Annotated in this window: 11 protein-coding genes; all 11 read left to right on the forward strand. The window is 51.8% G+C overall.

Going from position 1 to position 14,373, the window contains the following annotated elements; translation table 11 throughout:
* Nucleotides 1-23 precede the first annotated feature (23 nt).
* Nucleotides 24-1,088: a glycosyltransferase family 4 protein gene (locus tag I6N93_RS05765; protein ID WP_085685512.1), complete on the forward strand. Its 1,065-nt coding sequence runs from the start codon at nucleotides 24-26 to the stop codon at nucleotides 1,086-1,088.
* A 28-nt stretch (nucleotides 1,089-1,116) separates the two neighbouring features.
* Nucleotides 1,117-2,271: a glycosyltransferase family 4 protein gene (locus I6N93_RS05770; RefSeq protein WP_085685509.1), complete on the forward strand. Its 1,155-nt coding sequence runs from the start codon at nucleotides 1,117-1,119 to the stop codon at nucleotides 2,269-2,271.
* A gap of 37 nt (nucleotides 2,272-2,308) precedes the next feature.
* Nucleotides 2,309-3,718, forward strand: coding sequence for an undecaprenyl-phosphate glucose phosphotransferase (gene wcaJ, locus I6N93_RS05775; RefSeq protein WP_099017406.1), 1,410 nt, complete (start codon nucleotides 2,309-2,311; stop codon nucleotides 3,716-3,718).
* A gap of 280 nt (nucleotides 3,719-3,998) precedes the next feature.
* The gene (locus tag I6N93_RS05780; protein ID WP_085685649.1) at nucleotides 3,999-5,444 is read left to right on the forward strand and encodes an MOP flippase family protein; all 1,446 of its coding nucleotides are present in this window, start codon (nucleotides 3,999-4,001) and stop codon (nucleotides 5,442-5,444) included.
* 94 nt (nucleotides 5,445-5,538) lie between these two features.
* A complete protein-coding gene (locus tag I6N93_RS05785) occupies nucleotides 5,539-6,372 on the forward strand; it encodes a glycosyltransferase (RefSeq protein ID WP_085685504.1) in 834 nt (277 codons plus the stop codon).
* A 77-nt stretch (nucleotides 6,373-6,449) separates the two neighbouring features.
* A complete protein-coding gene (locus tag I6N93_RS05790; RefSeq protein ID WP_167459573.1) occupies nucleotides 6,450-7,589 on the forward strand; it encodes a glycosyltransferase in 1,140 nt (379 codons plus the stop codon).
* Between the two features lie 14 nt (nucleotides 7,590-7,603).
* Nucleotides 7,604-8,458 carry a glycosyltransferase family 2 protein gene (locus I6N93_RS05795; RefSeq protein ID WP_085685498.1) on the forward strand — a complete coding sequence of 285 codons (855 nt, stop codon included), beginning with the start codon at nucleotides 7,604-7,606 and terminating at the stop codon, nucleotides 8,456-8,458.
* Between the two features lie 36 nt (nucleotides 8,459-8,494).
* Nucleotides 8,495-9,919 carry a mannose-1-phosphate guanylyltransferase/mannose-6-phosphate isomerase gene (locus I6N93_RS05800; protein WP_085685495.1) on the forward strand — a complete coding sequence of 475 codons (1,425 nt, stop codon included), beginning with the start codon at nucleotides 8,495-8,497 and terminating at the stop codon, nucleotides 9,917-9,919.
* A 15-nt stretch (nucleotides 9,920-9,934) separates the two neighbouring features.
* Nucleotides 9,935-11,302, forward strand: a complete 1,368-nt coding sequence (cpsG, locus tag I6N93_RS05805; RefSeq protein ID WP_085685492.1) for a phosphomannomutase CpsG — start codon at nucleotides 9,935-9,937, stop codon at nucleotides 11,300-11,302.
* A gap of 238 nt (nucleotides 11,303-11,540) precedes the next feature.
* Entirely contained in the window at nucleotides 11,541-13,121 is a 1,581-nt protein-coding gene (locus I6N93_RS05810; RefSeq protein ID WP_085685490.1) for a GH39 family glycosyl hydrolase, read from the forward strand.
* A gap of 218 nt (nucleotides 13,122-13,339) precedes the next feature.
* Entirely contained in the window at nucleotides 13,340-14,347 is a 1,008-nt protein-coding gene (locus I6N93_RS05815) for an NAD-dependent epimerase (protein ID WP_085685487.1), read from the forward strand.
* The last annotated feature ends 26 nt before the right edge of the window (nucleotides 14,348-14,373 follow it).

Raw genomic sequence — 14,373 nt, forward strand, 5'->3', positions numbered from 1 at the left:
AACCAGACAATCAGGGTGATTATGTGATTTTCGTCAATGCCAGGTTTCTAACTCAAGATATTACCGGGGTGCAGCGCTTTGCAGAAGAACTGAGCCTGTCTCTGAATACAATGAGAGATGACGTGGTGTTCCTGTCACCGCGCAATATATTAAGACAGGATGTCGCTAAACAGCTCAACGTCAAAATTATCGGTAAAAACAGCGGCCATATTTGGGAGCAATACGATCTCCCCAACTATCTCAAGCGGAACGGTTCGCCTTTATTAATCAATTTGTGCAGCACTGCCCCCGTTTTTTATAAGAACAAAATTGTGACGCATCATGATGTCACGTATAAACGCTATCCGCAGAGCTATTCTAAAAAATTCAGGCTGCTGTATAACACCCTGGTCCCGTTAATGATTAAAAATTCCCATAAGCTGATTACCGTCAGTGAATTTTCTAAGCTGGAATTGGGGAAATATTATCACGTCGATCCTCATAAAATCGCCGTGGTTTACAATGCGGTGAGCGGTAAATTTAGCGGGAATGATAAAGTCAGCGCGGATGTCGGTCGCGATGCCTATTTGCTGGCGGTATCCTCCCCGAATTATCACAAGAACTTCCATAGTCTGATCGAAGCCTTCAGCCAACTGGACAATAAAGACATTACGTTGAAGGTAGTTGGCGGCGGTTCCGGAAGCTTTAAAAAACAGAGTTATCTGCAAAATTTTGACGAAAGCCGTATTCAATTTGTTGGCCGCGTCAGTGATGACGACCTGCTGGAGCTGTATCGCAACGCCATCGCGTTCATTTTTCCTTCGTTGTATGAAGGTTTCGGTATTCCCCCACTGGAAGCTCAGGCGTGCGGGTGTCCGGTGGTTTCCTCTCAGGCAGCCTCTATGCCGGAAGTATTAGGCGACAGCGCGACGTTTTTTTCACCACTCGATATTCATGATATGAGTGAAAAAATCGCTTCGGTCCTGTCTGATCCTGACTTGAGGAGTTCTCTTATTCAAAATGGATATGAAAATATTCAAAGATTCTCCTGGAATAAATCCGCAGAGCAACTGAGTCATATTATTGATGGCGTTTTAAATAAACGCTGATTGATTTTTTATTTTTAGGGAGATGAATATGTCAGATAACTACAAAGTAGGGATCGTGACGGACTGGCTGGTGACCTATGCAGGTGCAGAGAAAGTTCTCAAAGAAATGCTGGCGGTTTATCCAAAAGCGGAACTTTACTCCGTCATCGATTTTTTTGATGAAAAAAGCCGTGAGTTAATTGCCAATAAACACGCAACAACTACCTTTATTCAAAAATTTCCTAAAGCTAAGAAAATCTATCAGAAATATCTGCCTCTTATGCCATTGGCGATTGAGCAATTAGACGTGTCGAGTTATGACGTCGTTTTATCCAGCAGTCACGCGGTAGCGAAAGGGGTTATTACCGGGCCAGATCAATTACATATTAGTTATGTGCATTCACCTATGCGCTACGCCTGGGATTTACAGCATCAATATCTTAAAGAAACCGGACTAAATAAAGGGGTGAAAGGTTTTATCGCCAAAGTCCTATTGCACAAGCTGCGGCTTTGGGATTACCGTACTGCCAACGGCGTAGACCACTTTGTGGCGAACTCTCACTTTATCGCCCGAAGAATCAATAAAATCTATCGCCGTGAAGCTGATGTGATTTATCCCCCGGTCGATATTTCAAGCTTTGAGTTTTCAGATAAGAAAGAGGAGTTCTATTTAACGGCGTCCCGTTTGGTTCCTTATAAAAAGGTTGACCTGATCGTCGACGCCTTCGCCAAAATGCCAGATAAAAAACTGCTGGTGATTGGCGACGGTTCCGATATGGAAAAAATCAAAGCCCTGGCTAAACCGAATATCGAACTGCTCGGTTATCAAAGCGATGCCGCCTTGATTGACTCTATGCAGCGCGCGAAGGCGTTTGTTTTCGCGGCGGAAGAAGATTTTGGTATTTCCCCCGTCGAGGCACAGGCTTGCGGTACACCGGTGATTGCTTTCGGAAAAGGCGGTGTATTAGAAACCGTTCGTCCGTTGGGCGTGGATAAACCGACGGGTCTCTTTTTCGAACAGCAAACGGCGGAGTCGCTGCGCCAGGCTGTGAACGACTTTGAATGCCTGGACGGGAAAATACGGGCAGAGGATTGCCGGGAAAATGCGCTGCGGTTTTCTGTGAACAGGTTCCAGCTTGAATTTAATAATTATGTAAAAAATAAATGGGAGCTTTTTGACGAGAGCAAAAAGATTATTTATTGAGACTGACTCATCAAACTAAATCTATATGAGAAAAATGATGTTAAAAGAACCAGGTAACATCGTCTATACAAACGCCTCCATGATATCCATGTTGCAGCGTTTTACCGATATAGTAACTATATTGCTGAGTACATTTCTTGTCTCTTTTTTCGTAAACGGTGAGATTGATCTTCAGTATTGGTTGCTTGCCTTTATTAGCCTGTCTATCTTTCAATTATTCGGAGGAATTACTGATTTCTATCGTTCATGGCGGGGAGTCAGTTTCCGGCGCGAAATCAAATTATTGATGCGCAACTGGGTACTGAGCGTTATTTTCAGCGCCGGAATACTGTCTATTTTCCCCACCCAATTCATCGGCTTTTACTATCATGCGTTGTGGCTCAGTATTTCGCTGGTGTCCTTTATCCTGTCGCGTTTATTAATTCGAGTCGCGGTCAGATACCTGCGTCAGCTGGGTTATAACACGCGACGGGTCGCAATCATCGGCGACTCGATGGCGGGTCTGCATATGATCGAAAGCATTCTCAACGCGCCGTGGCTGGGATTGAACATGATCGGCTACTACCTGCCGGAAAAAGATGCGGTGGCGGAATCCTATGAAGCCGCCAACGTCAGAAAGCTCGGCGGCGTCGAGGAACTGATCAAGAGCGCCAAGCGGGGCGAGATCGACAAGGTCTATATCGCCTTGCCGATGAAAGACTCCGAACTTATCGATACCATTTTGCAGGAACTTTCGGACACCACCTGCACCGTCTTGCTGATCCCGGACATCCTTATGTTCAGCATGTTGCAGTCACGCAGTGAAATGATAAATGGAATCCCCGTTATCTCCCTCTACGATACGCCGATGAGTGGTCTTAACGTTCTTATCAAGCGAATCGAAGACATTATTATCGCCTCGATAATCCTATTGCTGATTTCACCGCTGATGCTCCTGATTTCAATCACCGTCAAGGTGACTTCGCCCGGACCGGTGATATTCCGCCAGAAACGTTACGGCATCGACGGCAAACCGATTGAGATCTGGAAATTCCGCAGCATGAGCGTCATGGAGAACGGCGACAAAGTTATTCAAGCCACGAAAGGGGATGCGCGCATTACGCCCGTCGGTGCTTTCTTACGCCGGACCTCGCTGGATGAATTGCCCCAGTTCTTCAATGTCATCCTGGGCGATATGTCCATCGTCGGTCCTCGCCCCCATGCCGTTGCGCACAACGAGCAATACCGGAAATTGATCAAAGGCTACATGCTGCGCCACAAGATGAAACCCGGCATTACCGGCTGGGCTCAGATCAACGGCTGGCGTGGAGAGACAGAAACCCTCGACAAGATGGAAAAACGGGTGGAGTTCGATCTCAGCTATATCCAAAACTGGACGCTGTGGCTGGATATCAAAATCATCTTCCTGACCATCTTCAAAGGCTTCGTTAATAAATCAGCCTATTAATCAGACCGAACGGATGCGGTAGTGGCCGTATCGTCAACTGTCTCTGTTACGAATTAAGCAAAGCCAGCGCCGGACAGCGGAGTTCGCTCGTTGCCGTCCGGCTACGCCTGTCCGACGGAGACGACATCGCTTTGTCCGACAGCGTTGTGATTGCCAGACGTCTGGCGTTAATCCAGCAGTTAATGCCGTGAACATGGCTCAACCTTGTCCGGTTGAAGGGAGATAGAGTCAGAAGTCAGGCTCTGTGCTGTTATTCATAATTAATAAAGAAAAAATCGCTATGGGACTCATTTCTAACACAAAGTGGGTGGGGTTTTCGCAAGGGTTCAAGATCATCGTCCAGCTACTGAACATCGTGGTATTAGCCCGGATGATCCCGCCGCAGGAGTACGGCCTGATGGCGATGGCGCTGGTCGTCGTCAATCTGGCGACGCTGGTCCGCGATTTGGGGACGTCAGCCGCCATCATTCAGCGCAAAGAGTTGCAGGACAAAACCATTAATGCGGTGTTCTGGCTGAACATCTTTATGGGACTCGGCGTATGCCTGGTGGTGGTGCTGATTTCGCCGGTGGTGTCGAGCTTCTTCAATCAGGACAAGTTGGTGCTAATCCTGTGCCTGCTGTCGCTGAGTTTCCCGCTGGGAAGCAGTTCCGCCGCTCATCTGGCCCTGCTGGAGCGCCAGTCGCAGTTCAAGAAAGTGGCCTTCATCGAAATCACCTCGTCGCTGTTTTCGTTCGTCGTTGCCGTCACGCTGGCGGTGATGGGGTATGGCGTCATGAGTCTGGTCGCCCAGGTCATCGTGCTGAATTTGATGTCGACGATTCAGCTCTGGCTGGCGTCTTCCTGGCGGCCCTCATTCGCTCATATCTGGGATAAGGCCGAGCTGAAAAGCATCTTCGGTTTCAGCGCCAATCTTACGGCGTTCAACTTCATCAACTACTTTTCCCGCAACGCGGACAGCATGATCATCGGCCACTACTTCTCCTCGCTGATATTGGGCGCCTACTCGCTGGCCTATCGCATCATGCTGTTTCCGCTGCAAAGCCTGACGTTCGTCGCGTCCCGCGCGCTGTTCCCGGTATTGAGCCGCTATCAGGACGAGCCGGAGAAAATACGCGAAGTCTATTACAACGTCCTCTACTACATCCTGCTGCTGGTGGTCCCTCTGATGATGGGGATTGCGATATTAAGCAAAGAGTTCGTGCTCATCGTCTTCGGCGACAAATGGGCGATGACCGCTACGATTCTGGTCTGGCTGGCGCCGACGGCGATTATCCAGTCCATTCTCAGCACGTCCGGCACCTTGTTTATGTCGAAAGGGCGGACGGACACGCTGATGATACTGGGGGTGCTCGGCGCCCTTCTGCAGGTGTCCGCGTTCATGATCGGGTCGCGGTATGACATCGTCACCTTCTCCCAGCTTTATTTCATCGCCAACATTCTCAACTTCATCCCGGTCATCGTGTGCGTGAGGTCGCTGATTGGCTTCTCCGTCGTGGCTTTTTTCAAACGCATCCTGCCCATCCTGGTCTCCGGCGCTTTGATGGTAGGGGGGGTGTATTGGGTCAAAACGGCGCTGAGCCACTCTCTGACCACGGAATGGGTACTGGCCATTTCCATTCTCTGCGGGATGGCGAGTTATACCGTCGCCATATTGCTGATAGATAAAACATTGCGCACGACGCTAACCGGGGTAGTTCGGAGAAAGAAAAAGGCGCTGATATAACGCCGCGCTACAGGGAAATAATTACGCTGATGTCTTGGCATAAAGACCGTATCCGGTTCTTTATATTTAATGAATTCATCGAGGTGGATCGAGTATGAGTCCTTTGGTTTCTGTTTATATACCAACCTATAATCGCTCTTCTTTAGTCAAGCGCGCGGTTGAGTCGGTCAAAAATCAGACCTACAAAAATATTGAAGTGATCGTCGTCGACGACGGTTCAACCGATGATACCGAAGCGGTCGTCAAATCGTTGGTGGGCGGCGATACCGCCGTCAGGTTCTACAAAAACGAAAATACCAAGGGTGCCTGCGGCTGCCGGAACACGGCCATCAACTATGCACAGGGCGAGTACATTACCGGGTTGGATGACGACGACGAATTTACGCCAGACAGAGTCGACACCTTCGTGACCTTCTTCGAAAAGAACCGTTATCCCTATATTTCATCCGGTATCGTGTTCCGGGGAGATAAAGGCGACTTCATCGAGTTCGATAAAGCGGGCGTGATTACGCTGGATGACCTCTGCCAGTCCAATGTGATCGGCAATCAGGTCTTCACCACCACCGAGAATATGCGTGAGATTGGCGGGTTCGACAACGCGTCGCCGGCGTGGCAGGACTACGACACCTGGCTGCGTCTGGCGGCGAGGTTCGGTGACGGATATCGCATTGGCGGGGCCACCTATATTCAGTATCTCGACCACGGCTTCAATCGCATCACCAAATCGAAAAAGCTCAAAAAAGGCTATGAATTTTTCATCAACAAGCATGCGGCGCTGTTGAATGAGAAGGCGATCAAGACGCTCTACTTCCAATACAAACTGGCGGCAGAAGAGAAGCTGAGCTTTGCCGAACTGCTGACGCTGAAGGATACGCGCGTCTTTTTAGGCGCCACCAAATACTACTTGAAAGGCCTGCTGCAAAAATAACCGTTCGCGGTGGCAGGCAAGAGCCTGGGATGACGGCATCCCAGACTCGTCAGACAGGTTATTTTACGGTGAATATTATGAAAGTTTTTTATTGCGATACCGACATCTTCAGCGGCCACGAGAAAATGTTCCTCGCCGCCGCCTGCGGCGTGTCGGACAAATTCCCCTGCATGCTGATTTTGAATGAGCATAACCCCATGGCCCTGGCGTACTGCCGGGAGCACGGCCATTTTGACCACATCATCACTTTGCCGATCAAAACGGTGAAGTTTGCCTCGCTGGTGACCTGGTTTCTGTGGGGGGACATACTGAAAATAAAGCATATTTTGCAGAAATATCACGCCACGTCGGTTGTGGTTTCCCAGGGGCGTATCGAAATCGGCAATCTGGGCAGTATGGCGGCCCGTCTGATCTCGGTCCCTGTCACCTCCTATATTCCGATGGCGCACGGCTACGTCGAACTGTACGGCAAGAGCGCGACCAACATCTTTAAGGATGCGCTCTGCGCCATTCTCTATCGGCTGCCTGCGCGCTACATCACGATTAGCGACTCCGTCAAAGCGTCACTGCAGCAAAAAAGCGGTCGCGGCACGCCAGTGGACGTGGTGGCGAATTATATCGATCGCAAGCCACAGGCGGATGTCGCCAGCGCCGTCACGCCGCTTACGGACGTGCCGCCGGGCACGTTTACCTTGGTGATCCCCGGCCGACTGCTGGACAAGCAGAAAGGGCAAATCGACTATCTTACCGCATTGAAGACGGTGATCGCCCAGAGGCCCAGCGTGAAGTGCTTTCTGGTGGGGGATGGGGAAGATAAAGCGCGTATTCGTAACTTTATTAAGGCGAATCAGTTGCACAACCACGTCGAGCTGCTGGGAAATCGTGACGATATGCTGGCGATTATGTCTCAGGCGGATCTGATTGTGATCCCCTCCAAGTTTGAAGGCGTACCGCTGGTGTTGATCGAAGCGGCATTACTGAATAAAAAAATAATTGCTTCCCGGATTGATGGAATTAAGGATTATCTCAACGCCACCTTCCTCTTCGGGAGTCATAATATCGACGAAATGAGCCGGGTGACCTTGCAGCATATGACATCGAGCAGGGACGATAATTACCGGGAATCGCTGAAGACATTAATCCGGCGTCATCAGGATGACTTCGTTAATGATTTTTATGCGGCTCTGATTCAGCCGTCGGTTAAAAGTACATCGTGATAAAGGAACCTATAATGCATTGCCATTATGTCGTTGTCGTCGTGCTTTATAATAAACAGATCGCAGCGTCCACGACATTATCTACGCTGGCGGATTATGACTTTAAAACCGCGAAGCTGATTATTCATAATAATGGTCCGCAGACGATCGAACTGGATACCCATTCCGTCAATACTCTTCAAGACAGTTTCGGAAAAGTCGAATTGATTAATTGTCTGGATAACCCTTCTCTGAGCGTGATTTACAATCGTTATATACAATCTCATCCGGAAGCGGAAAAATTTGTTTTGCTGGATGACGACACTACGATTAACGAAACATTTCAGCAGGCGCTATTGAAAGGGGAGGCGGATGTCGAATGCCCGAAAATCATTTCGGTATTCGATAAAGAAACCTATTACCCCATGTCGCACAATGCCGTGGTGGCTAATGCCGAAGTCCTGGACCCGTTTTCTGCGGTATCAATTGGTTCGGGATTGATCATTCATCGTTCGCTGGTCGACAAGTTTCGCCAGCACGGACTCTCATTGTTCGACGAACACTATGCGCTCTACGGCGTCGACACCAGCTTCTTTCGCCGAATTCATCGCCTGGCCTATCAAGGTGTGGCGATCACGCTGAGCACCACCTGCTATCTGATGCACTCCCTGTCCCGAACGGAAGGGGCGATGAATGACTTCAGAAGAAAAGAAAGAATATGGGATCTGGCTATTTCGACGCGCCAATATCCCAGCGTCAGAGGGTATTACGTCTTTTTGAAAAGGCTGTTATCCGATCTGTGCGCATTCAAACTCAGCGATACTTTTCTGCTGATCTCGGCGTTTATTGCGGGCCGGCACCCAAAATGCCGGACGCTGAAAAATCAGTAGCCTTCTTTTCCACTCAGATATTTTCCAGGATACGCTATGTTAACTATTATTCCCGTCGTAATGGCAGGCGGAACAGGCAGCCGTTTATGGCCTTTATCCCGCGAATTATTCCCCAAACAGTTTTTAACGATTGGCGAATCGGTAGGAAGTCTGCTGCAAAATACGGTGACAAGAATTGAAGGGATCGAAAATATATCGATAAAACCGCCCCTGGTTATCTGCAATGAAAATCATCGCTTTCTGGTCGCCGAGCAATTAAGAGAAATCGGCAAGATTGACAATAATATTATTCTTGAACCGGTGGGAAAAAATACCGCTCCTGCGGTCGCGTTAGCCGCGCATCTGGCTAATCAAATCGATCCGGACAGTTTGCTGCTGGTATTGGCGGCGGACCATCTGATAAAGAAAGAAGATCACTTCCATGCCGCTATTATCGACGCGGTGCACTACGCCGCGAATAATCAACTGGTGACGTTCGGTATTATTCCGGAGTATCCGGAAACCGGTTATGGCTATATCAAAAAAGGCGAGGGACTATCGGATTCCTGCTTCCGCGTAGACGCTTTCGTTGAGAAACCTGATTTGGCGAAAGCCGAAGCCTATGTCGCCGACGGCGGCTACAGCTGGAACAGCGGCATGTTTCTGTTCAAGGCGGGGAAATATCTGGAAGAGCTGGAGAAACACAGCCCGGACATCTATCGGCTCACCCGCGAAAGCATCGAACGCAGCCAGAAAGATTTGGATTTCATCCGGGTGGATGCGGAGAGCTTCGCGCAGTGCCCGAGCGACTCCATCGACTACGCCGTGATGGAAAAGACCAGCGACGCGGTGGTGATCCCCATCGATGCGGGCTGGAGCGACGTCGGCTCGTGGTCTTCGCTCTGGGATGTCTCCGCTAAAGATGAAAACGGCAATGTCAACGTGGGCGAGGTGATCGCCTTCGACTCGTGCAACAACTATATCTCTTCCGAATCGGCGCTCGTCGCCACCATCGGACTGGAGGATGTCGTGGTGATCAACACCAACGATGCGCTGCTGATCTCCCGCAAAGACCGCGTGCAGGACGTCAAGAAGGTAGTTGAAGCGCTGAAGCTTCGTGGTTGCCACCATTTCCGCGAACACCAATACTCCTTCCGCCCGTGGGGCAACATTTCCAACATCGACGCGGGCGACCGTTATCAGGTGAAACGCATCGTGGTTCATCCGGGGCAAGGGCTGTCGCTACAGCGGCACTACCACCGCGCGGAGCACTGGGTTGTGGTCAGCGGCACGGCGAAAGTGAACGTGGATAACAAAGAATTTTATCTGTCGGAGAACCAGTCCACGGTGATCCCGACGAATAGCGTACATACGCTGGAAAATCCCGGACAGATCGACCTGATCATGATCGAAGTGCGTTCGGGGCATCACATAACGGAAGACGACATCGTCAGATTAAAAGATCGCTATGGTCGAGTTTAATAGAGGGTATCGGTAATGGATCAGTTGACCTGCTTCAAAGCATATGACATCCGCGGGCAGTTGGGCGAAGAGCTGAATGAGGACATCGCTTACCGGATTGGCCGCGCTTACGGCGACTATTTGAAGCCTAAAGCGATTGTGCTGGGCAGCGACGTCCGCTTGACCAGCGAAAGCCTGAAGTTGGCGTTGGCCAGAGGGCTGCAAGACGCGGGCACCGACGTGATTGATATCGGCCTCTCCGGCACGGAGGAAATTTACTTCGCCACCTCGCATCTGAATACGGACGGCGGCATCGAAGTGACCGCCAGTCATAATCCGATCAACTACAACGGCATGAAGCTGGTGCGCGAAAACTCGCGGCCGATCAGCGGCGACACCGGGCTGCGCGAGGTCCAGCGCATCGCGGAAAGTAACGCATTTTCCAGCGGCGAGCGTCCCCGCGGCGGCTACCGTAAAGAGAATACGCTTCCCGCCTACGTCGCGCATATTCTGTCCTACATCAATCTCGACAACCTGACGCCGCTGAAATTGGTGGTGAACTCCGGTAACGGCGCGGCAGGACATGTTATTGACGCCATCGAGGCGATTTTTCAGCAGAAGAACGTCCCGGTCGAATTTATCAAAGTGCACCATCAGCCCGACGGCCACTTCCCTAACGGCATCCCCAACCCGCTGCTGCCGGAGTGCCGCGCAGACACCGCGAATGCCGTGCGTGAAACGGGCGCCGACATGGGGATCGCGTTTGACGGCGACTTCGACCGTTGCTTCCTGTTCGATAATCAGGGCAACTTCATCGAGGGCTATTACATCGTTGGGCTGCTGGCCGAAGCGTTCTTGCAGAAAAATCCCGGCGGTAAAATCATTCACGATCCGCGCCTCAGTTGGAACACCGAGGACATCGTCACCGCCGCGGGCGGGCAACCTATCATGTCGAAAACCGGTCACGCCTTTATCAAGGAGCGCATGCGCTCGGAAGATGCCATCTACGGCGGTGAAATGAGCGCGCACCATTACTTCCGCGATTTCTTCTACTGCGACAGCGGGATGATTCCGTGGCTGCTGGTGGCGGAGTTGTTAAGCGTTAAACAGCAGCCGTTGGCGGAGATGGTGAAGTCCCGCATCGAGGCCTATCCCTCATCCGGTGAAATCAACGTCACCCTGCAACAGCCGGTCACCTCGATCAATAAAGTCAAAACGCACTATGCCGCGAAGGCGGAGTCGATTGACGAAACGGACGGCATCAGCATGGCTTTCGGCACCTGGCGTTTTAACCTGCGCTCTTCCAATACGGAACCGGTGGTACGCCTCAACGTCGAGTCGAAAAACGACATCGCGCTGATGAAACAGAAAACGGATGAAATTCTGGCGATGCTTGCCGAGTAGCCTTACCGCGCGAGGTTTCGGCCTTTTCCCCGTAGCGCGTTGAGCCGATGGCCGAGGCGGGCGGAGCGCCGAACCTCGCGGGAAACGGCTGGCGGGCGCGTCACGCAGCGCCCGCCTGATAATGGAATACTGAACGTGTGGACATGGGGTTTCGCGCTGCTACAGCTTAGTGCCGATGTTGTTTCGTTGAGCTGCATTTACCGTATGCGGCCCACTATTGGGTAAGTGAGAGACCAATATGCAGAATTTCAAGAAAACGACCGTGTGTTTATATTTATTGTCATCTTTGGTTTTTACTTCTTTCGCCGCGCAGGCCGCAGGTAAAAGCGAACTGGATTACTTCAGCGATAACAATAAATATATCTACAGCGATCTCACGACCAAACATTTCGCGTTGCAGGGACTGCCCGACGATGGGGCGGTCGTCGAGGCCTATCAATATGACGATCTCGGTAATCTGCTGGCGATTCCTTTTTTCAAAAAAGTCCTGAAAAGCAGTGATAACGGCGGCGAAATTTCGCCTACCGTCGATATCACGTTTCCGTCGCTGGGCCTGTACAAAATCAACGTCATTGACGGTAACGATAAAAAACTCGATGAACGTAACGTTGCGCTCATTCCGCCAACTGGCCCACTCAACGATGCGGTGGGCGTGAATACCCATTTCGGCCAGGGGCGCTGGGACGCGAATAAAGCGATGCCGCTGATTAAGGCGGCGGGTATCGGCTGGATCCGCGATGAGATCCCGTGGAGCACGGTGGAAAAAAGCAAAGCGCGTTTCGCTTACCCCGGCTACGTGGACAACTATCTTCGACTGGCGAGCCAGCTGAAGGTCAAACCGCTGGTAGTGCTGGATTACGCCAATGAACGCGTTTACCCCGGCCCTATCGCCGGCAACGCCAAGCACTTCGCCAACTATGCCCAAAATATCGTGTCGCGTTATCATAAGACGGTGAAGCACTGGGAAGTGTGGAACGAACCGCGTCCACAGACCTTTGGCACCAAGGATTGGGAAGGGTATACGGCGTTTTTAAAACAGGTGTACACCGCCATCAAAGCTGTCGACAAAAACTCGACGGTAATCGCCTGCGGCGGCGGCGGCGCGGGCGGCGGAGCGGGCGGCGACTGCGCGGGAGGCATCTTCAAATACGGCGGTAAACCGTATATGGACGCCTTCAGCATTCACCCCTACATGTCGCCGTTCGACCCGGATGTGGGTTATCCCGCTAAAAACTCGCCGTTCACTCCGATGGGGGGACGCGTCAACGTCGGCAGCGTCTCCCGGCTGATGGAAAGCCATATCAAGCTGGAAAAGCGCCCGGCAAGTCAGTTCCCGCCGGTGTACGTCACCGAGATCGGCTGGCCCTCGACGACGATCCCTTACGCCAACGGCGAAGCCGTCCAGGCCGCTTTTCTGCTCAGGACTTTAATCCAAGCCCAGCGCCTCAACATCATTCGAAGCACGTTTTGGTATGACTTTGTGAACGATGGCGCGGACGGGACCAACAAAGAGCATAATTTTGGTCTGCTTTATCAGGACTACACGCCTAAACCCGCGTATAGCGCGATGGCGGTGATGAACCACATGCTGACCGGCATGCACTTCAAACACGCCGTGGTCGATGCCCCGGACGTCAAAGTCTATCGCTTCTCCAACGGCGGCAAAGAGCTGCTGGTGGGGTGGACGGTGGGCGCAGACAAGAAAGAAGTGCCGCTGGACGGCGGGAAAAAGGTGCAGACGGACTGGCAGGGCAATCAGACGGATATTGACGGAAAAACCTGGAAGCTGGGGCCTATCCCTCGCTATCTGAGTGAATAACGCGCCGGGGATCAATGACGCCGGGCGAACGACCGCCGCAGGGTGTCATCAGAGACTGACGTGAAGGGCGCCTTTGCGGAGGCGTTGCTGCAGACTGCATTTTTATTAACCGCGTGAATGAGTTATCGAAGCAAGACCGTCCAATGTTCCGATTCGGCATCAAATCGTTCGGTGGTATCATTCGCAGATTCATCTCACCTACAACAATGAGTCATCTGATGAAATTTCTTGTCACCGGAGCCGCCGGTTTTATCGGTTTTTATGTTTGCCAGTCGCTGTGTGTTGCCGGGCACGAAGTTGTCGGGATAGATAATCTTAACGACTACTACGCCGTCTCTCTCAAAGAGGCGCGCCTGGCCGAGCTGGAGCCGCTGGACAACTTCCGTTTCGAGAAACTGGATATCGCGGATGATAAGGCCGTACAGGCGTTGTTTGCGGCGGAGAAGTTCGATCGCGTGATCCATCTGGCGGCGCAGGCGGGCGTCCGTTACTCGCTGGAAAATCCACTGGCGTATGCGCAGAGCAATCTCACCGGCCACGTCAACGTGTTGGAAGGGTGCCGCCATCATGGCGTCGGCCATTTAGTCTATGCGTCATCCAGCTCCGTGTACGGGCTGAACCATAAAACGCCGTTCTCGACGGCGGACAGCGTGGATCACCCGGTGTCGCTTTACGCAGCCACCAAAAAATCCAATGAGTTGATGTCGCATGCCTATTCGCATCTGTATGGCCTGCCGACCACCGGTCTGCGCTTTTTCACCGTCTACGGCCCGTGGGGGCGACCGGATATGGCCCTATTTAAGTTCACCAAGAACATTCTGAACGGCGAGCCGATCGATATCTACAATCACGGCGACATGCGCCGGGATTTCACCTACGTCACCGATATCGTGGAAGGCGTAATGCGTGTCGCGGAGGTGATTCTACAGCCCGATCCGTCGTGGCGGGTGGAAAGTGGATCGCCGGCCAATAGCTCCGCGCCTTATCGTGTGTACAACATCGGCCACGGCAGCCCGGTCAAGCTGATGGATTTTGTGACGGCGCTGGAAAACGCGCTGGGAATCGAAGCGAAGAAAAACTTTATGCCGATGCAAGCAGGCGACGTGTATCAGACCTATGCCGATACCGACGACCTCTTTGCGACGACAGGTTATCGCCCACAGGTGGAAGTCGCCGAAGGCGTGCAGGCGTTTGTTGACTGGTATCGAGGTTTCTACCGTCTCTGATCGAGGCGATGAAGCGCGGGCGGCCG

The organism is Lonsdalea populi, from assembly GCF_015999465.1.
Classification (GTDB): domain Bacteria; phylum Pseudomonadota; class Gammaproteobacteria; order Enterobacterales; family Enterobacteriaceae; genus Lonsdalea; species Lonsdalea populi.

Bases quoted from the DNA above. Each gene is read 5' to 3' on its own strand.
- I6N93_RS05785 (WP_085685504.1), top strand. From the start codon at position 5,539: ATGAGTCCTTTGGTTTCTGTTTATATACCAACCTATAATCGCTCTTCT.
- I6N93_RS05815 (WP_085685487.1), top strand. From the start codon at position 13,340: ATGAAATTTCTTGTCACCGGAGCCGCCGGTTTTATCGGTTTTTATGTT.
- I6N93_RS05795 (WP_085685498.1), top strand. From the start codon at position 7,604: ATGCATTGCCATTATGTCGTTGTCGTCGTGCTTTATAATAAACAGATC.
- cpsG (WP_085685492.1), top strand. From the start codon at position 9,935: ATGGATCAGTTGACCTGCTTCAAAGCATATGACATCCGCGGGCAGTTG.
- I6N93_RS05780 (WP_085685649.1), top strand. From the start codon at position 3,999: ATGGGACTCATTTCTAACACAAAGTGGGTGGGGTTTTCGCAAGGGTTC.
- wcaJ (WP_099017406.1), top strand. From the start codon at position 2,309: ATGTTAAAAGAACCAGGTAACATCGTCTATACAAACGCCTCCATGATA.
- I6N93_RS05790 (WP_167459573.1), top strand. From the start codon at position 6,450: ATGAAAGTTTTTTATTGCGATACCGACATCTTCAGCGGCCACGAGAAA.
- I6N93_RS05770 (WP_085685509.1), top strand. From the start codon at position 1,117: ATGTCAGATAACTACAAAGTAGGGATCGTGACGGACTGGCTGGTGACC.
- I6N93_RS05810 (WP_085685490.1), top strand. From the start codon at position 11,541: ATGCAGAATTTCAAGAAAACGACCGTGTGTTTATATTTATTGTCATCT.
- I6N93_RS05800 (WP_085685495.1), top strand. From the start codon at position 8,495: ATGTTAACTATTATTCCCGTCGTAATGGCAGGCGGAACAGGCAGCCGT.